This is a genomic window from Pseudomonas sp. L5B5 (assembly GCF_020520285.1).
Taxonomy (GTDB): domain Bacteria; phylum Pseudomonadota; class Gammaproteobacteria; order Pseudomonadales; family Pseudomonadaceae; genus Aquipseudomonas.
This window is the reverse complement of the sequence record NZ_CP084742.1, coordinates 1,862,767-1,883,616: the sequence shown is the minus strand read 5'-3', so window position 1 is coordinate 1,883,616 and position 20,850 is coordinate 1,862,767. Positions and strand designations below refer to the sequence as shown.

The following is a 20,850-nucleotide window of genomic DNA, read 5'->3' as shown; positions in this document are numbered from 1 at the left end:
CATCCTGCGCACCGCGGTGCTCTGGGAAGGCCTGGCGCAGCCGGTGCAGGTGGTCTGGCGCGAAGCCCGGCTGCAAGTGCTGGAGCAGGACCTGGCACTGGCCGACGGCGACATCCTGGAGCAGTTGCACCAGCGCTTCGATGCCCGCCACTGGCGCCTGGACCTGGCCCAGGCGCCGCTGATCCGCCTGGTGCATGCCTACGATCCGCAGCGCCAGCGGGTGGTGGCGATCCTGCTGTTCCACCACCTGGCCCTGGACCACACCGCCATGGAGGTGATCGGCCAGGAAATGCGCGAATTGCTGTTCAACCGGGGCCAGGCCCTCGGCACCCCGGTGCCGTATCGCAACTACGTGGCCCAGGCCCGACTGGGTGCCGGCCAGGCCGAACATGAAGCGTTCTTTCGCCAGATGCTCGGCGACATCGACGAGCCGACCCTGGCCTTCGCCGTGGAAGATGTGCAAGGCGATGGCCGGGATATCGAGGAGGCCCGCCTGGCGCTGCCCGAGTCCCTGAGCCTGCGTCTGCGCGAACAGTCCCGGCAGCTGGGAGTGAGCGCCGCAGCGCTGATGCACCTGGCCTGGGCCCTGGTGCTGGGGCAGGTCGCCAACCGCCGCCAGGTGGTGTTCGGCACCGTGCTCATGGGGCGCATGCAGGGCGGCGAGGGCGCCGACCGTGCCCTGGGGGTGTTCATCAACACCTTGCCCTTGCGGGTGGATGTCCAGGACTGCAGCGTGCGCGCCGCGGTCAAGGCGACCCATGCCCGGCTCAGCGCCTTGCTCGGTCACGAGCACGCGTCCCTGGCCCTGGCCCAGCGTTGCAGTGCGGTGGCCAGCGGATCGCCGCTGTTCAATGCCTTGCTCAATTATCGTCACAGCGCCCCGCAGCCGGTGACGGCCGGCGAAGATATCTGGCAGGGCGTGGAACTGCTGGGTGGCGAGGAGCGCAGCAACTATCCGCTGAGCCTGAGCGTCGACGATTTGGGTGAAGGTTTCGCCCTGTCGCTGCTGGCTTTGGCCGGGATTGGAGCGCAACGCCTGGGGGGCTACATGCTCTGTGCCCTCGAACAACTGGCCGACGCCCTGGAGTGGAGTCCCGAGCTGGACCTGGGGCAACTGTCGGTACTGCCGCTGGCCGAGCGTGAGCAACTGCTGCACGGATTCAATGCCAGCACCGCCGCCTTCCCGCGCGGGCAGACCCTGCATGGGCTGTTCGAGGTCCAGGTGCAGACGGCACCCGATGCCGTGGCGCTGGTCCAGGGGTCGCTGAGCCTGAGCTATCGCCAGCTCGACCAGCGGGCCAATCAGTTGGCCCGGCAGCTGCTGGCGCTGGGCGTGCAGCCTGACGACCGAGTGGCCCTGTGCCTGGCTCGTGGCCCGTATCTGCTGCAAGGGATGCTGGCAGTGCTCAAGGCCGGGGCGGCTTATGTGCCCATCGACCCCAGCCATCCGGCCGAACGCATCGCCTACCTGCTGCACGACAGCGCCCCCCGGGCACTCCTGGTGGATGGCGCCAGCCAGGTGCTGGCGGGCGCCAGCAGCGTGCCACGGATCGACCTCGACCAGCAGGCCTGGACGGACACCGACCCCGGAGCCCCCCAGGTGCCACAGCTGACCCCGGCGCACTTGGCCTATGTGATCTACACCTCCGGTTCCACCGGCCAGCCCAAGGGCGTGATGGTGGAACACCACAGCCTGGAAAACCTGGTGCACTGGCATTGCCAGGCCTTCGACCTGGGGCCGGGGCGGCATGCCTCCAGCCTCGCCGGCCTGGGTTTCGATGCCATGGCCTGGGAGGTCTGGCCGGCCCTGTGCAGCAGCGCGACCCTGCACCTGCCACCGGCCGATATCGGCCATCAGGACATCGAGCGACTGCTGGCCTGGTGGCGTGCCGCCCCCCTGGACGTGAGCTTCCTGCCGACACCCGTGGCGGAATACGCTTTCGCCCAGCAACTGCGGCACCCGACCTTGCGCACCTTGCTGATCGGCGGTGACCGCTTGCGCCAGTTCGCCCGCGACCCGGGCTTTGCGGTGGTCAACAACTACGGCCCCACCGAGGCAACGGTGGTGGCCACTTCCGGCACGCTCGAGGCCGGTGGCGCGTTGCATATCGGCCGACCCATGGCCAATGCGCGGATCTACCTGCTGGACCCGCTGCTGCGGCCAGTGCCCATGGGAGTCGCTGGCGAGCTGTATGTGGGCGGCGCCGGGGTGGCGCGGGGTTACCTCAACCGCGCCGACCTGACCGCCGAACGCTTCGTCGACGATCCCTTCAGTGCCGAGCCCGAGGCCCGCATGTACCGCAGCGGCGACCTGGCACGCTGGCGCGAAGACGGCACCCTCGACTACCTGGGGCGCAACGACGATCAGGTCAAGGTGCGCGGCATGCGCATCGAACCGGGGGAAATCGAAGCCGCGTTGCTGGACCATCCGGCCCTCGAGGAGGCCCTGGTGCTGGTGGACGAAGGGCGCCTGCTGGCCTACTTCACCGTGCGCGCCGAGAACCCGGAACCGGCTGCCGAAGACCTGCGCGACCACCTGCAGGGGCGCCTGCCGGACTACATGCTGCCGGCGGCCTACGTCCGGCTCCAGGCACTGCCGCTGACCGCCAATGGCAAGCTGGACCGCAAGGCCTTGCCGGCGCCGGCCCAGGGCGCGTGGCTGAGTCGCGAATTTGAAGCGCCCCAGGGGGCAGTGGAGACCACCCTGGCGCGGATCTGGAGCGAATTGCTGCACGTCGACCAGGTCGGGCGCCACGATCATTTCTTCGAACTGGGCGGGCATTCGCTGCTGGCGGTGACGCTGGTGGAGCGCATGCGCCAGGCCGGCCTCGAGGCTGATGTCCGGGTGCTGTTCGAGCAACCGACCCTGGCGGCACTGGCCGCTGCCGTGGGCAGCAGCCGCACGGTCGAGGTGCCAGCCAACCGCATCGGTGTCGATTGCCAGCGCATCACCCCGGACCTGCTGCCCTTGATCGAACTGGACCAGGACGCCATCGACCGGGTGGTGGCCACGGTGCCCGGTGGCACTGCCAACGTCCAGGACATCTATCCCCTGGCACCGCTGCAGGAAGGCATCCTCTACCATCACCTGAGCGCTCGCCAGGGTGACCTCTACCTGCTGCAATCGCACCTGGCATTCGCCAGCCGCCAGCGCCTTGAAGACTTTGCCGAAGCCCTGCAAAGGGTCGGTGAACGCCATGACATCCTGCGCACGGCGATCCTCTGGGAGGGGCTCAAGCAACCGCTGCAAGTGGTCTGGCGCGAGGCCCGGGTGGCACTCGAAGCCGTCGAGCTGGACCCGGCCGCCGGCGACATCCTGGAGCAGTTGCACCAGCGCTTCGACGCCCGCCATTGGCGCCTGGACCTGGCCCGGGCGCCGCTCATGCGCCTGGTGTTCGCCCAGGACCCGGTACGCGGGGGGGTGGTGGCGATCTTGTTGTTCCACCATATCGTCCTCGACCACACCGCCCTGGACGTGGTGCGCGAGGAGATCCAGGCCTGCCTGCAGGGGCAGCAGCCCGCGGGCGCGGCGATTCCCTATCGCAACTACGTGGCCCAGGCCCGCCTGGGCGTGAGCCGTGAGGAGCACGAAGCATTCTTCCGCCAGATGCTCGGCGACATCGATGCCCCGACCCTGCCGTTCGGCTTGCAGAATGTGCAGGGCGATGGCGATGCCATCGAGGAGCGGCAGCACGTCGTGGACGCCGCGCTGAGTGCTCGCCTGCGGGCCCAGGCGCGACTGCTGGGGGTCAGTGCCGCGAGCCTGTTCCACCTGGCCTGGGCCCGGGTCCTGAACGTCACCACCGGCCAGGACAGCGTGGTGTTCGGCACCGTGCTGCTGGGCCGCTTGCAGGCCGGGCAGGGCGCCGATCGGGCCCTGGGGATGTTCATCAACACCTTGCCGCTGCGGGTCGACCTGGACGCCAGTGGCGTGCGTGCGGCGGTCAAGGCCACTCACGCCCGGCTCAGCGCACTGCTGGGCCACGAGCATGCGTCCCTGGCCCTGGCCCAGCGTTGCAGTGGCGTGGCGGCGCCACTGCCGTTGTTCAGCGCCATGCTCAACTACCGTCACGGTAGCGATGCGCCTGCAAGCGAGGCGGTGCTCCAGGCCTGGCAGGGCATCGAGACCCTGCACAGCGAGGAACGCACCAACTACCCGCTGAGCCTCAACGTCGACGACTTCGGCCAGGATTTCCGCCTGACAGCCATGACTCCGGCGCGCATTGGCGCCGCACGGGTCTGCGGCTACATGCAGCAAGCCTTGCTGGCCCTGGCGGACAGCCTGGAGCAGGCACCGCAGCGCTCCCTGCTGCAGGTGCCGATCCTGCCCGAGGACGAGCGTCGCCAATTGCTCGAAGGCTTCAACGCCACCGCCCGCGACTACCCGCTGGAGCAGACCCTGCACGGGCTGTTCGAGGCCCAGGTGCTGCGCAGCCCCGAAGCGCTGGCGGTGCAGGCTGGCGAGCAGCGCCTGAGTTACCGCCAGCTCAACCAGCAGGCCAACCAGTTGGCCGGGCACTTGTTGCATCTGGGCGTCGGTCCGGACCAGCGGGTGGCGATCTGTGTCGAGCGTGGCCTGGAAATGGTGGTGGGACTGCTGGCGATCCTCAAGGCCGGCGGTGCCTACGTGCCCATCGACCCGGCCTATCCTGCCGAGCGCATCGACTACATGCTCCAGGACAGTGCGCCGCTGGCGGTGCTGGTCCAGGGGGCGACCCGGCACCTGGCGCTGGCATCTGGGCTGCCCTTGCTGGACCTGGACCAGCCGCAATGGGCCGGGCAGTCCCAGGACAACCAGCAGCATCCGCACCTCGGGCCGCAGCACCTGGCCTATGTGATCTACACCTCGGGCTCCACGGGCCAGCCCAAGGGGGCGATGAACGAACACCGGGCGGTGGTCAACCGCTTGCTGTGGATGCAGGAACAATACCGCCTGGACGCGAACGACGCGGTGTTGCAGAAGACCCCGTTCAGCTTCGACGTGTCGGTGTGGGAGTTCTTCTGGCCGCTGTTCACCGGCGCGCGACTGGTGATGGCCCGCCCCGAGGGGCACAAGGACCCCGTCTATCTGCGCCAGCTGATACGCGAGCAGCGCATCACCACCTTGCATTTCGTGCCCTCGATGCTCGATGTGTTCCTGGCCCACGACGCCACGCCGGACGACCTGGGGCTGCGCCAGGTGATGTGCAGCGGCGAGGCATTGCCTGGCAGCCTGGTGCGGCGCTTCAAGCAGCAGTTGCCAGGGGTTGGCCTGCACAACCTGTATGGCCCCACCGAGGCGGCGGTGGATGTCACCGCCTGGGAGTGCGCCGGCCCGCTGGAAGCGATCCCGGACAACACGCCGATCGGCAAGCCGATCGCCAATACCCGCCTTTACCTGCTGGATTCGCAGTTACAGCCGGCGCCGCTGGGGGTGGTGGGCGAGTTGTTCATCGCCGGGGTGCAGGTGGCCCGGGGGTATCTCAATCGTGAGCAACTGACGGCCGAGCGTTTCCTCGACGATCCGTTCAGCGAAGCGCCGGGCGCACGGATGTACCGCACCGGCGACTTGGGCCGCTATCGGGCCGACGGCAACATCGAGTACCTGGGGCGCAACGACGACCAGGTGAAGATCCGCGGCTTGCGCATCGAGCTGGGGGAAATCCAGGCGCGCCTGACCCAGCTGGACGGGGTCAAGGAAGCGGTGGTGCTGGCCCGCGAGGACGTGCCCGGGGACAAGCGCCTGGTGGCCTACTACACCAGCAGCGCCGGGCACTCGAAGCAGCCTGTCGAACAGCTGCGCCAGGCGTTGCTGGAGCACCTGCCGGACTACATGGTGCCGGCGCTGTTCGTGCACCTGGACGCGCTGCCCCTGAGCCCCAACGGCAAGCTCGAGCGCAAGTCGCTGCCGGCTCCTGGGCTGGAGGCGGCGGTGGTGCGCGAGTACGAGGCGCCGGTGGGCGACACCGAAATCCTCCTGGCGCAGTTGTGGGCCGAGTTGCTCAACGTCGAGCGGGTCGGGCGCCACGATCACTTCTTCGAACTGGGCGGGCACTCGCTGCTGGCGGTGAGCCTGATCAGTCGGATGCGCGAACACGGCATGGAGGCCGATGTCCGCACGTTGTTCGAACAACCGACCCTGGCGGGTTATGCGGCCATTACCGAACGAATGGAGATCGTCCTGTGAGCGTGATCGAACTGTTGGCGACACTGAAGGAAAAGGACGTCCAGCTGGTGCTCAAGGATGAGCAACTGGTGGTCCAGGGCAACAAGCAGGCCCTGAGCGACCCGGCCTTGCTGGCCCGGTTGCGCGAATACAAGCCGCAGCTGATCGAGCTGATCAGGAGCGGCCAGTACGCGCCGGTCAAGGCCGGGCAGATCGAGGTGCCGGCCAACGGCATCACGTTGCAGACCCGGCACATCACCCCGGACCTGCTGCCCCTGGCCAACCTCGACCAGCAGGCCATCGATCGCATCGTCGCCACGGTGCCGGGCGGGGTCGCCAACGTCCAGGACATCTACCCCCTGGCGCCGTTGCAGGAAGGCATCCTCTACCACCACGTCAGCGCCACCCAGGGCGATCCCTACGTCATGCAGGCGCAGTTCGCCTTCGCCAGTGCGCAGCACCTGCAAGCCTTTGCCGAGGCCCTGCGCGGGGTCATCGCCCGCCATGACATTCTGCGCACCGCGGTGCTCTGGGATGGCCTGGAGCAACCCATGCAGGTGGTCTGGCGCGAAGCCGGGCTGATCCTCCAGGAAGTCGAGCCGGACCCGGCCGGCGGCACCGTGCTGGAACAACTGCAGGGACGGTTCGACGCCCGCCACTATCGCCTGGATATCAGCCAGGCACCGATGCTGCGCCTGGTGCATGCCCGGGACGAGGCGGGGCAACGCATCGTCGCCATGCTGCTGTTCCACCACATGGCCATGGACCACAGCGCCCTGGACGTGGTGCGCCACGAAATGCAGGCCGTGCTTACCGGCCAGGCTGCGCGCCTGGGCCCGGCGTTGCCGTTTCGCAACTATGTGGCCCAGGCCCGGCTGGGCGTCAGCGAGCAGGAACACGAAACCTTTTTCCGCCAGATGCTGGCGGACGTCGATGAGCCGACCTTGCCGTTCGGCCTGCAGGACGTGCAGGGCGATGGCCGGGCCATCGAAGAGGCCAGCCTGGCCTTGCCCACGCCATTGAGCCTGCGCCTGCGCAGCCAGGCGCGGCAGGCCGGGGTCAGTGCCGCGAGCCTGTTCCACCTGGCCTGGGGCCGGGTCCTGGCGACCCTGGCCGGCAAGCACAAGGTGGTGTTCGGCACGGTGCTGATGGGGCGGATGCAGGGGGCCGAGGCCACCGACCGGGCCCTGGGCATCTTCATCAACACCTTGCCGTTTCGCCTGGACGTCGCCGGGCAGGGCCTGGCCGATGCCCTCAAGGACACCCACAAGCGCCTGACCAGCCTGTTGCGCCATGAGCACGCGGCCCTGGCCCTGGCCCAGCGTTGCAGCGGGGTCAGCGCGCCGACCCCGCTGTTCAGCGCCTTGCTCAACTATCGCCACAGCGCTGCCAGCGCCAGTGCCGAGGCCCAGGCCGCCTGGGCCGGGATCAGCACCCTGCACAGCGAGGAACGCACCAACTACCCGCTGACCCTGAGCGTCGACGATTTTACCGAGGACTTCAGCCTGACCCTGCTGGCCAGCACCCAGGTCGATCCGCAGCGCATCCTCGGCTACCTGCTGTGTACCCTGGAACACCTGGCCGACGGCCTGGAGCAGGAGCCGCAGCTGGCGCTCGAGAGGCTGCCGGTACTGCCGGCGAGCGAACGCCGGCAGGTGATCGAAGGCTTCAACCGCAGCGCCCGGGACTATCCCGTCGGCCAGACCCTGCACCAGCGGATCGAGGCCCAGGCGGCACGTACCCCCGAGGCACTGGCGGCCTGTTGCCAGGGGCGCGAACTGACGTATGCCCGGCTCAATGCCCAGGCCAACGCCCTGGCCCGCCAGCTGCAGGCAGTGGGGGTGCGCCCCGATGACCGGGTGGCCATCGTCGCCCGGCGCGGCCTGGAGACCCTGGTGGGCCTGCTGGCGATCCTCAAGGCAGGGGGGGCCTATGTGCCGGTCGATCCGGCCCATCCGGCCGAGCGCCTGAACTACCTGCTGGACGACAGCAGCCCCCGGGCGGTGCTGGTCCAGACCGAATTGCGCGCGCGCCTGCCGGCCCTGGCGATGCCGGTGCTCGAACTCGATCCACGGCATTGGCAGGGCCAGCCCGACGACAACCTGCAGGTGCCGGGGCTGACGCAGCGCAACCTGGCCTACGTGATCTACACCTCCGGTTCCACCGGCTTGCCCAAGGGCGTGATGGTGGAGCACCAGACCCTGGGCAACCTGGTGGACTGGCATTGCCAGGCCTTCGACCTGCACAGCGCCAGCCAGGCCTCGAGCCTGGCCGGCTTCGGCTTCGACGCCATGGCCTGGGAGGTCTGGCCGGCGCTGTGCGCGGGCGCGACCCTGCACCTGGCCCCGTCCAGCCAGGGCACCGAGGATGTCGATGCCTTGCTCGCCTGGTGGCGCGCCCAGCCCCTGGAGGTGAGCTTCCTGCCGACCCCGGTGGCCGAATATGCCTTCAGCCAGGGGCTGGACCATCCGAGCCTGCGCACCCTGCTGATCGGAGGCGACCGCCTGCGTCAGTTCGGCCAGCGGCAGTCGTTCACCCTGGTCAACAACTACGGTCCTACCGAGGCCACGGTGGTGGCCACTTCAGGCATTGTCGAGGCCGGCGGCGTCCTGGACATCGGCCGGCCAATGGCCAATGCACGGATCTACCTGCTGGACGAGCTTGGCCAGCCGGTGCCCATCGGCGTCGCCGGCGAGCTGTACGTGGGCGGCGCCGGGGTGGCGCGGGGGTATCTCAACCGCCCGCAACTGACGGCCGAGCGTTTTCTCGATGACCCGTTCAGCGAGGTGCCGGGGGCGCGCATGTACCGCACCGGCGACCTGGCTCGCTGGCTGGAGGACGGACGCATCGACTACCTGGGACGCAATGACCACCAGGTGAAGATCCGTGGCGTGCGCATCGAACTGGGCGAGATCGAGACCCGCCTCAACCAGTTCCCGGGTATCCAGGAAGCCGTGTTGCTGGCCCGTGAAGACCAGCCGGGCAATCCGCGGCTGGTGGCCTATTTCACCGAGCCTGAAGGCGCCACAGCCCTGGCGGTGGGCGAGCTGCGCGAGTACCTGATGGCGCAGTTGCCGGACTACATGGTGCCGGTGGCCTATGTGCGACTCGCTGCGTTGCCGCTGACCGCCAACGGCAAGCTGGACCGCCAGGCCTTGCCGGCGCCGGACCAGCAGGCGCTGTTCAGTCGCCAGTACCAGGCCCCCGAAGGCCCTGCCGAAACCGTCCTGGCGCAGATCTGGAGCGAGGTGCTGCAGGTCGAACGGGTAGGGCGCCTGGATCACTTCTTCGAGCTGGGCGGGCATTCGTTGCTGGCCATGCGCATGGTGTCGCTGGTGCGCCAGCGCCTGGGGCTGGAGCTGGCCCTGGCCGAGCTGTTCGCCAATGCCGAGTTGCACGCGGTCGCCGCGGTGCTGGAGCGCAGCGGGCGCAGCCAGTTGCCGGAAATCTTCCCGGCGCCCCAGGACCAGGACCTGCCGCTGTCCTTCGCCCAGCAGCGCCTGTGGTTCCTGGCGCAGATGGCCGGGGGCACCAGTGCCTACAACATTCCCATCGGCCTGGGCCTGCGCGGGCACCTGGATCGCCAGGCGCTGCAACAGGCGTTGCAGGCGATCGTCGCCCGGCATGCCACCTTGCGCAGCCGCTTCGTCCTGGTGGACGACCAGCCCCAGGTGCTGGTGGCGCCGGTGGACGGGGCCCTGGAGCTATTGCTGGAGGACATCAGCGAGACGCCCCTGACCCTGGCCGAACGGGTGCGGGCCGAGGCGGCGCAAGCCTTCGACCTGGAGCACGGGCCGGTGATTCGCGCTCGCTTGCTGCGCCTGGCGGACGAGCACCATGTGCTGTTGCTGACCCTGCACCATATCGTCGCCGACGGCTGGTCCATGGGCGTGCTGACCCGGGAACTGGTGGCCCTGTATGCCGCGTTCAGCCAGGGCCAGCCAGACCCGCTGGTGCCCCTGGCGGTGCAGTACAGCGACTTCGCCCTGTGGCAGCGGCGCTGGCTCAGCGGCGATGTGCTGCAACAGCAGGGCGACTACTGGCGCCGGGTCCTTGCCGGCGCTCCGACCTTGCTGATGCTGCCTGCCGACCGGCCACGACCGGTGCAGCAGGACTACCAGGGCGCCAGCGTTGCGCTGCTGCTGGAGCCGCAATTGAGTGCCCAGCTCAAGGCCCTGGCCCAGCGCCACGGCTGCACCCTGCACATGACCCTGCTGGCGGGCTGGGCGTTGTTGCTGGGGCGCTTGTCGGGCCAGGATGACCTGGTGGTCGGCACCCCGGTGGCCAACCGCATGCGCGCCGAAGTCGAGGGCCTGGTCGGGCTGTTCGTCAACACCCTGGCCTTGCGCCTGGATCTGCAGGGCGGGCAAAGCGTGGCCGGGCTGCTGGCCCAGGTCCGCGCCCGCAGCCTGGAAGCCCAGGCCCACCAGGACCTGCCGTTCGAGCAGGTGGTGGAAATCGTCCGGCCCCAGCGCAGCCTGGCCCACAGCCCGCTGTTCCAGGCGGTGTTGACCTGGGTCGAGGACTTCGCCCAGGACCTGGTGCTGGGCGAGCTCAAGCTCGAGGGCGTGGTGGCTGCCAGCCAGGTGGCCAAGTTCGACCTGACCCTGAGCCTGGGGGAAAGCCAGGGGCAGATTCGCGGTTCCCTGGACTACGCCACGGCGCTGTTCGATGCCGACACCGCCCAGCGTTTTGCCGGCTACCTGGTCCAGGTGCTGAAGGCCATGGTCGCGGACGATCAGCAGTTCCTGGCGCGGATCTCGCTGCTGGAGCAGGCGCAGCGGCGGCAGTTGCTGGAAGACTTCAACGCCAGCGACCAGGACTATCCCCGTGGCGCGCTGCTGCACGAGCTGTTCGCCGCCCGCTCCGCGCAGCAGCCTGAGGCCATCGCCGTGCAAGCGGGCGACCTGCGCCTGAGCTATGCCGAGCTGGAGACCCGGGCCAATCGCCTGGCCCAGCACTTGCGCGGGCTTGGCGTGGGCCCCGACCAGCGTGTGGCGATCTGCGTTGGACGCGGTCCGGACATGGCGGTCAGCCTGCTGGCGGTCCTCAAGGCGGGCGGTGCTTACGTGCCCATCGACCCGGCCCATCCGGCCGAACGCATTGCCTACCTGTTGCAGGACAGCGCGCCGCTGGCGCTGCTGGTCCAGGCCGCGACCCGCACGGCGGTCGGCAGCCCCGACCTGCCGGTGGTCGATCTCGACGACCCCGGCTGGCAGCAGCAACCGGCCAGTGCACCGCAGGTGCCGCAGTTGACGGAGCGGCACCTGGCCTACGTGATCTACACCTCCGGCTCCACCGGCCAGCCCAAGGGGGTGATGGTGGAGCACCGGAGCCTGGCGAACCTGGTGCACTGGCATTGCCAGGCCTTCGACCTGGGGCCGGGGCGGCACACCTCCAGCGTCGCCGGCCTGGGGTTCGATGCCATGGCCTGGGAACTCTGGCCGGCGCTGTGCAGCGGCGCGACGTTGCACCTGCCGCCGGCCGGCATCGACCACCAGGACATTGACCGGCTGCTGGACTGGTGGCGTGCCCAACCACTGGATGCGAGCTTCCTGCCGACCCCGGTGGCCGAGTACGCCTTCGCCCAGCAACTGGGCCATCCGACCCTGCATACCCTGCTGGTGGGCGGCGACCGCCTGCGCCAGTTCGACCAGCCGCAGTCCTTTGCCGTGGTCAACAACTATGGCCCCACCGAAGCCACGGTGGTGGCCACCAGCGGAGCGCTGGAGGCTGGCGGTGTTCTGGATATCGGCCGGCCGATGGCCAATGCCCGTGTCTACCTGCTGGACGAACAGCGCCAGCCGGTGCCGATTGGCGTCGCTGGCGAGCTGTATGTGGGGGGCGCCGGGGTGGCCCGGGGGTATCTCGATCGCCCCGAACTGACCTCCGAGCGTTTTCTCGACGACCCGTTCAGCCCCGAGCCGGGGGCGCGCATGTACCGCACCGGCGACCTGGCGCGCTGGCTGGCGGATGGGCGCATCGACTACCTGGGGCGCAACGATCACCAGGTCAAGGTGCGTGGCGTGCGCATCGAACTGGGAGAAATCGAAACCTGCCTGAACCGTCTGCCAGCCATTCAGGACGCCGTACTGCTGGCCCGCGAGGATCAACCGGGGCAGACCCGGCTGGTGGCCTATTTCACCGTTGCGGGCGAGCGGGTGCCGACCCCGGGCGAACTGCGCACGCAACTGCTGGGGCAGTTGCCCGAGTACATGGTGCCGGCGGCCTACGTCAGGCTCGACGCCTTGCCGCTGACCGCCAACGGCAAGCTCGATCGCCAGGCCTTGCCGGTGCCGGAGCTGGACGCGCTGCTGTCCCGGGAATACGAGGCGCCCCAGGGCGAGCAGGAGATCGCCCTGGCACAGATCTGGAGCGAGCTGCTGCACGTGGAGCGAGTCGGGCGCCACGATCATTTCTTCGAGTTGGGCGGGCATTCGCTGCTGGCCATGCGCATGCTGTCCCAGGTGCGCCAGCGCCTGGGGGTGGAACTGGCCCTGGGCGAGCTGTTCGCCGACGCCGAGCTGCACGCCGTGGCCCAGGCCCTGTCCCGGGCCGAGCGCAGCGATCTGCCGGACCTGCTGCCAGCCCCGCGCAACCAGCCCCTGGCACTGTCCTTCGCCCAGCAGCGCCTGTGGTTCCTGGCGCAGATGGAAGGCGCCAATACCGCCTACAACATTCCCATCGGCCTGCGCCTGCGTGGTCAGCTGGATGGCCAGGCCCTGCAGCGGGCCCTGGCGCGGATCGTCGCGCGGCATGAAACCCTGCGCAGCCGCTTCGCCCAGTACGGCGACGAGGCTGAGGTGCTGATCGCCCCGCCAGAGGCGGGGCTGAGCCTGCTGGTAGAAAACCTGCGCGGCCATCCCCAGGCCCACGACGCCTTGCAGGCGCTGGTCCAGGGCGAGGCTTCGGCGCCGTTCGACCTGGAGCGCGGCCCGCTGATTCGCGGGCGCCTGGTGACCCTGGCGGACGATCATCATGTGCTGTTGCTGACCCTGCACCACATCGTCAGCGATGGCTGGTCCATGGGGGTGCTGACCCGGGAGCTGGTGGCCCTGTATGCCGCCTTCAGCCGTGGCCTGCCGGACCCGCTACCGCCGCTGGCGGTGCAGTACAGCGACTTTGCCCACTGGCAGCGCCGCTGGCTCAGCGGCGAGGTGCTGCAACAGCAGGGCGACTACTGGCGCCAGGCCCTGGAGGGCGCGCCGCCGTTGCTGCTGTTGCCCACCGACCGGCCGCGCCCGGCCCAGCAGGATTACGCTGGCAGCAGTGTCCCGGTGCGCCTGGACCGCCAGCTCACTGCCGGCTTGCGGGCGTTGAGCCAGCGCCATGGCAGCACCCTGTACATGACCTTGATGAGCGCCTGGGCGCTGCTGCTCGGACGGCTGTCGGGGCAGGCCGAGGTGGTGATCGGCACGCCGGTGGCCAACCGCGTGCGGGCCGAGGTCGAGGGCCTGATCGGCCTGTTCGTCAACACCCTGGCCGTGCGCGTGGACCTGGCGGCGGCGCCACGGATCGAGACGTTGCTGGCCCAGGTCAAGGCCCGCACCCTCGAGGCCCAGGCCCATCAGCACCTGCCGTTCGAGCAAGTGGTGGAGATTCTGCGCCCGACGCGCAGCCTGGCCCACAGTCCGCTGTTCCAGACGCTGATGACCTGGCAGAACGGTGATGCCCCGCAACTGGTGCTGGGCGACCTGCGCCTGGAGGGCATCCATGAAGCCAGCCACTTTGCCAAGTTCGACCTGTCGCTGAACCTGGGGGAGGTCCAGGACCATATCGAGGGCACCCTGGAATACGCCACGGCGCTGTTCGACGAGCGCACCGTGCACGCTTATGTCGGCTACTTGCAGCGAGTGCTGCACGCCATGGTGGCAGACGACCAGGCGCGCCTGGAGCAGGTGCCGCTGCTGGACCAGGCGCAGCGTCGCCAGTTGCTCGAAGGCTTCAACGCCACCGCCCGCGACTACCCGCTGGAGCAGACCCTGCACGGGCTGTTCGAGGCCCAGGTGTTGCGCAGCCCCGAAGCGCTGGCGGTGCAGGCTGGCGAGCAGCGCCTGAGTTACCGCCAGCTCAACCAGCAGGCCAACCAGTTGGCCGGGCACCTGTTGCAGCTGGGCGTCGGCCCGGACCAGCGGGTGGCGATCTGCGTCGAGCGTGGCCTGGAAATGGTGGTGGGACTGCTGGCGATCCTCAAGGCCGGCGGTGCCTACGTGCCCATCGACCCGACCTATCCTGCCGAGCGGATTGCCTACATGCTTCAGGACAGCGCGCCGCAGGTCGTGCTGGCCCAGGCGACGACCCTGGACCTGCTGGGCGAGCCGGGCGTGCCGGTGGTGGATCTCGAACAGCCGGTGTGGAGCCGCCAGCCACGGATCAATCCACGGCTCGAGGGACTCACGCCACGGCACCTGGCCTACGTGATCTACACCTCGGGTTCCACGGGCCAGCCCAAGGGGGCGATGAACGAACACCGGGCGGTGGTCAACCGCTTGCTGTGGATGCAGGAGCAGTACCGCCTGGATGCGAACGACGCGGTGTTGCAGAAGACCCCGTTCAGCTTCGACGTGTCGGTGTGGGAGTTCTTCTGGCCGCTGTTCACCGGCGCGCGGCTGGTGATGGCCCGCCCCGAGGGGCACAAGGACCCGGCCTACCTGCGCCAGGTGATCGACCGGGAAAACATCACCACCCTGCATTTCGTGCCGTCGATGCTCGATGGGTTCCTGGCCTATGGCCCGACCCGCGAGTGCGCCAGCCTGCGCCAGGTGATGTGCAGCGGCGAGGCGTTGCCCGGCAGCCTGGTGCGGCGCTTCAAGCAGCAGTTGCCAGGGGTTGGCTTGCACAACCTGTACGGCCCCACCGAGGCGGCGGTGGATGTCACCGCCTGGGAGTGCGCCGGCCCGCTGGAAGCGATCCCGGACAACACGCCGATCGGCAAGCCGATCGCCAATACCCGCCTTTACCTGCTGGATTCGCAGTTGCAGCCGGTGCCGCTGGGGGTGGTGGGCGAGTTGTTCATCGCCGGGGTGCAGGTGGCCCGGGGGTATCTCAATCGTGAGCAACTGACGGCCGAGCGTTTCCTCGACGATCCGTTCAGCGAAGCGCCGGGCGCACGGATGTACCGCACCGGCGACTTGGGCCGCTATCGGGCCGACGGCAACATCGAGTACCTGGGGCGCAACGACGACCAGGTGAAGATCCGCGGCTTGCGCATCGAGCTGGGGGAAATCCAGGCGCGCCTGACCCAGCTGGACGGGGTCAAGGAAGCGGTGGTGCTGGCCCGCGAGGACGTGCCCGGGGACAAGCGCCTGGTGGCCTACTACACCAGCAGCGCCGGGCACTCGAAGCAGCCTGTCGAACAGCTGCGCCAGGCGTTGCTGGAGCACCTGCCGGACTACATGGTGCCGGCGCTGTTCGTGCACCTGGACGCGCTGCCCCTGAGCCCCAACGGCAAGCTCGAGCGCAAGTCGCTGCCGGCTCCTGGGCTGGAGGCGGCGGTGGTGCGCGAGTACGAGGCGCCGGTGGGCGACACCGAAATCCTCCTGGCGCAGTTGTGGGCCGAGTTGCTCAACGTCGAGCGGGTCGGGCGCCACGATCACTTCTTCGAACTGGGCGGGCACTCGCTACTGGCGGTGAACCTGATCGGCCGCATGCGTCGGGCCGGCCTGTCGGCGGATGTGCGGGTGCTGTTCGGCCAGCCGACCCTGGCGGCCCTGGCCGCTGCCGTCGGCCGGGGACGCGAAGTCCAGGTGCCGCAGAACCTGATCTACCGCGATTGCCCGCGCATTACCCCGCCGTTGCTGCCGCTGATCGAGCTGGACCAGGCTGCCATCGACCGGGTGGTGGCCACGGTTCCCGGCGGCACTGCCAATGTCCAGGACATCTATCCGCTGGCGCCCTTGCAGGCGGGCATCCTCTACCACCACCTGGCGGCCGGCCAGGGCGATCCCTATGTGCTGCAGGCGCAGTTCGCCTTCGACAGCCGCGAGCGCCTGCTGGCCTTCGCCGGGGCCATGCAGGGGGTGATCGAGCGCAATGACATCCTGCGCAGCGCCGTGTTGTGGGAGGGCTTGCAAGAGCCGCTGCAAGTGGTCTGGCGCGAAGCCGCGCTGTGCTGCGAGGAGCTGCTGCTGGACGCCGCCCAAGGGCCGGTGCTGGAGCAGTTGCAGGCGCGTTTCGACAGTCGTCGCTACCGCCTGCAGATCACCCAGGCGCCGCTGCTGCGCCTGGTGTACGCCGCCGATCCGGACCATGGACGGATCGTGGCGCTGTTGCTGTTCCATCACCTGGTGATGGACCACGTGGCGCTGGAGGTGCTGCAGCACGAACTGCAAGCCTTCCTGCTGGGGCGCCAGGAGCGCCTGGGCGCGGCGGTGCCCTATCGCAACTACGTGGCCCAGGCGCGGCTGGGCATCGGTGAGGCCGAGCATGAAGCGTTCTTCGGCCAGATGCTGGGGGATATCCAGCAGCCGACCCTGCCCCTGGGCTTGCAGGAAGTGCCCGGTCGCGAGGTGGCCCTCAGCGAGGCCCGCCAACCCCTGGACCGCCTGCTGGGCCGGCGCCTGCGCGAGCGGGTGCGGCAACTGGGAGTCAGCGCCGCCAGCCTGATGCACCTAGCCTGGGGCCGGGTGCTGGGCAGCCTGACGGGGCAGCAGCAGGTGGTGTTCGGCACCGTGCTGCTGGGTCGGATGCAGGGAGGCGAGGGCGCCGAGCGGGCCCTTGGGGTGTTCATCAACACCCTGCCGCTGCGGGTCGACCTGGGAGAGTTGCCGGTGCGCAATGCGTTGCTGGCGACCCATGAGCGCCTGGCGCAACTGATGGGTCATGAACAGGCGCCGCTGGCGCTGGTCCAGCGTTGCAGCGGGGTGGAACCGGGCACGCCGCTGTTCAGCAGCCTGCTCAACTACCGTCACAGCGCGCCGTCGCCAGCCCAGGCCGGTGAAGCCTGGGAAGGCATGCAACTGCTCAATGCCGAGGAGCGCAGCAACTACCCGCTGACCCTGAGCGTCGACGACCTGGGGGATGGCTTCATGCTCACGGCGGTGGCGGCCGGGGTCGATGCCCAGCGCATCTGCCAGTACTTGCACAGCACCCTGGAGAACCTGCTGCAAGCCCTGGAGCAGCATCCGGACCTGGCGGTCGGCCAGGTCGCGGTGCTGCCGGACGCCGAGCGCCAGCAGGTGCTGGTGCAATTCAATGCCACCGCCCGCGACTACCCGCGCCAGCAGACCCTGCACCAGCGCTTCGAGGAACAGGTGCTGGAGCGCCCGCAACAGGTGGCGGCGGTGCATGGCCAGGAGGTGGTCAGTTATGCCCAGCTCAATGCCCGGGCCAACCAGCTGGCCCATCACCTGCTGGCGCTCGGGGTACGCCCCGGGGACACGCTGGCGCTGCTGCTGCCGCGCTCCCTGGACCTGCTGGCCAGCCAACTGGCGGCCAGCAAGTGCGGCGCGGCCTATGTGCCGCTGGACATCCACGCCCCGGCCGAGCGCCTGGGCTTCATGGTCGCCGACAGCCAGGCGGTGGTCCTGCTGGCCCACAGCGACCGGCCTCTGGAAGGGGGGCCGCAGCGGGTCGATCTGGACCGGTTGCGCTTCGACCGGTTGCCAGGGCACGACAACCCGAGCCTGGACCTGTCCAGCGAGGCGGTGGCGTACATCATGTACACCTCCGGCTCCACCGGCGAACCCAAGGGCGTGCTGGTGCCGCACCGGGCCATCACCCGGCTGGTGATCAACAACGGCTACGCCGATTTCAACCCCGAGGACCGGGTGGCCTTCGCCTCCAATCCGGCGTTCGACGCCAGCACCATGGATGTCTGGGGCCCGTTGCTCAACGGTGGCCGGGTCGTCGTGGTGGACCAGCAGACCCTGCTCGATCCACCGGCCTTCGCCCAGTTGCTGCACAGCAGCGGCGCGACCTTGCTGTTTCTCACCACCAGCCTGTTCAACCAGTACGTGCAGTTGATTCCCCAGGCGCTCAAGGGCTTGCGCATGCTCTTGTGCGGCGGCGAGCGGGCCGATGCCACGGCGTTCCGGCGCATGCAGGCCCAGGCACCGGGCTTGCGCCTGGTCAACGGTTACGGTCCCACCGAGACCACCACCTTTGCCGTCACCCACGAGCCTGGGGAACTGGCGGCCGACGCCGACAGCGTGCCCATCGGCCGGCCGCTGTCCAACACCCGCGTCTATGTCCTGGATGCCCTGGGCCAGCCGCTGCCGGTCGGGGTGGTCGGCGAGATCCATATCGGTGGCGACGGGGTGGCCAAGGGTTACCTGAATCGTCCCGAGCTGACTGCCGAGCGGTTCCTCGTCGATCCGTTCAGCGATGAGCCTGGAGCCTTGATGTATCGCACCGGCGACCTGGGCCGTTGGCTGCCGAGCGGTGTGCTGGAGTGCATCGGGCGCAATGACGAACAGGTGAAGATCCGTGGTTTCCGTATCGAGCCGGGGGAGATCCAGGCCTGCCTGGCTGGCTTCCCGGGGCTGCGCGACGCGGTGGTACTGGTCCGCGAGGACGCGCCCGGGGCCAAGCGCCTGGTGGCCTACTACAGCCTGCACGATGACACGGTGGCGCCCACTGGCGAGGCGTTGCGCGAGTACCTGCTGGAGCGCTTGCCGGAGTACATGGTGCCGCCGGCCTATGTGCAGCTGGAGGCGTTGCCGCTGACCGCCAACGGCAAGCTGGACCGCAAGGCGCTGCCGGCTCCGGGCCTCGACGCCCGGCCTCGCGCCGGCTACGAAGCGCCGCGCACGCCCCTGGAGCAGAACCTGGCCGAGCACTGGGCGCAGGTCCTGCAATTGCAACAGGTGGGGCGCCACGAGCATTTCTTCGAGCAGGGCGGGCATTCGCTGCTGGCGATCCAACTGGTCAACCGCTTGCAGCAGGCCGGCTTCGAGCTGGGCCTGGCGGACCTGTTCCAGCACGCCAGCGTGGCGGCCATGGCCCGCCTGTTGACCGAGCGCGGCACGGCGGGGCCCCAGGAGCTGGTGCCGGTACGCGAGGGGACGGGGCCGGCGTTGTTCCTGGTGCATGAGTTCACCGGGCTGGACATGTACTTCCCGGTGCTGGGGCAGCACCTGCCGGGGGATTTCCCCATCTACGGCTTGCCGGGCATTGCCCTGGGCCAGCCACAGCTGCGCACCCTGGAGTGCCTGGCCACGCGCCTGGTGCGGGTCATGCGCCAGGTCCAGCCCGAGGGCCCCTACCGCCTGGCCGGCTGGTCGTTCGGCGGGGTGCTGGCTTACGAGATCGCCCAGCAGTTGCTGGGGCTGGACGAGGAGGTGGAGTTCCTCGGCCTGATCGACAGCTACGTGCCACGCCTGACCGACCAGGGCAAGGCACGCTGGTCCGGCAATGCTGCCCACCAGCAGCACCTGCTGCTGCAGTGCCAGGCCTACTGGAGCGCCCAGGGCGAGGCCGGTAGTACTGCACTGGTGGCCCTGGAGCGGCTGCGCGGGCAACTGGACGGCCTCGATTTCCCGACTCTGCTGCAAGTCCTGCGCGACCAGCATTTGCTGTTCGACCAGCTGGCGGCGGCCAGCCCCGAGCAGTTGTGGCAGTACCTGGACCGCGAAGTGGCCCATGGGCATGCGCTGGCCCATTACCGCTTGCATCCGATCGGGGTGCCGGTGCACCTGTTCTGCGCGGCCGAACGGCCCACCGAGCTGTCGCGGCGCAGCCCGACCCTGGGTTGGGGCGAAGTGCTGGCGGTGGAGCAACTGCAGTGCATCAGCGTGCCCGGCGATCACCTGAGCATGATGCAGGCGCCCCATGTCCTGGCCCTGGGGCAAGCCATGGGCCAGGCCCTGGAGCAGGCGCGTTCGGGCGTTGCCCGCCCCCGCAGGGCGTCGACCCACCAGCCCTTGCTGCGGATCCAGGGCGGGCGGGCCGGGCAGGTGCCGATCTTCTGTATACCGGGGGCCGGCGACAGCATTACCGGGTTCATTGGCCTTGCCGAGGCCCTGGGGCCGGACTGGCCGATCTTCGGCCTGCAGGCCCGGGGGCTGGATGGCAATGGCGTGCCCCATGTCCAGGTGGAGGTCGCGGCCCGCTACTACCTGCAGGCCATCCAGGAGCAGTACCCGGCGGGGCCGCTGCATTTGATCGGCCATTCGTTCGGTGGCTGGGTGGCGTTCGAGATGGCGGCGGTGTTGCAGGCGGCCGGTCGCGAAGTGGCGTCCCTGACCCTGCTCGACAGCCAGGCTCCCGGTGGCGCGGGGCTGGTAGGCCGGCCCTACACCACCACGGCGGCGCTGCTGCGCCTGATCGAGTCCATGCAGCTGTCGGCGGGCTGCGACATGGGCATCGACCCCGAGCACTTCGCTGCCCAGGACGACGCCACGCAGATGCGCCTGTTGCACGCCGGCATGGTGCGGGTCGGCCTGTTGTCCCAGCGCGCGGACCCGCGGGCGATGCATGGCGCGGCGTGGACCTTCGCCACGGCCCTGCGCACCTGCTACCAGCCTCGCGAAAGCTACCGCGGCCAGGTGCGCCTGGTGCTGGCCGACGACCCGGTGCTGGACGCCGCCGGCAATCGCCGGGAGCAGCAGGACATGATCCAGGGCTGGCGTGGCCAGGTGGGCGAGCTTGGGCTGTGGTTCGCCCCGGGCAACCACTTCAGCCTGCTCAAGGCGCCCAATGTGCGGCAACTGGCGGCCTGGTGGCAGGACGGCCTGGCGCTGCCCCGGGGGGAGGTCGTGTCATGA

2 protein-coding genes (1 of these 2 only partly in view) are annotated in these 20,850 nt (G+C 69.2%); both read left to right on the top strand.

Translation table 11 applies throughout. The annotated features are described in order from the left end of the window. Positions 1-6,166, top strand: the 3' end of a protein-coding gene (locus tag LGQ10_RS08450; RefSeq protein ID WP_226525283.1) for a non-ribosomal peptide synthetase. The gene continues 6,941 nt to the left of window position 1, outside the view; only the last 6,166 of its 13,107 coding nucleotides appear in the window; its start codon lies off the left edge, out of view; it ends in the stop codon at positions 6,164-6,166. Then, the gene (locus tag LGQ10_RS08445) at positions 6,163-20,850 is read left to right on the top strand and encodes a non-ribosomal peptide synthetase (RefSeq protein WP_226525282.1); all 14,688 of its coding nucleotides are present in this window, start codon (positions 6,163-6,165) and stop codon (positions 20,848-20,850) included. Before LGQ10_RS08450 ends, LGQ10_RS08445 begins: the two co-directional genes overlap by 4 nt.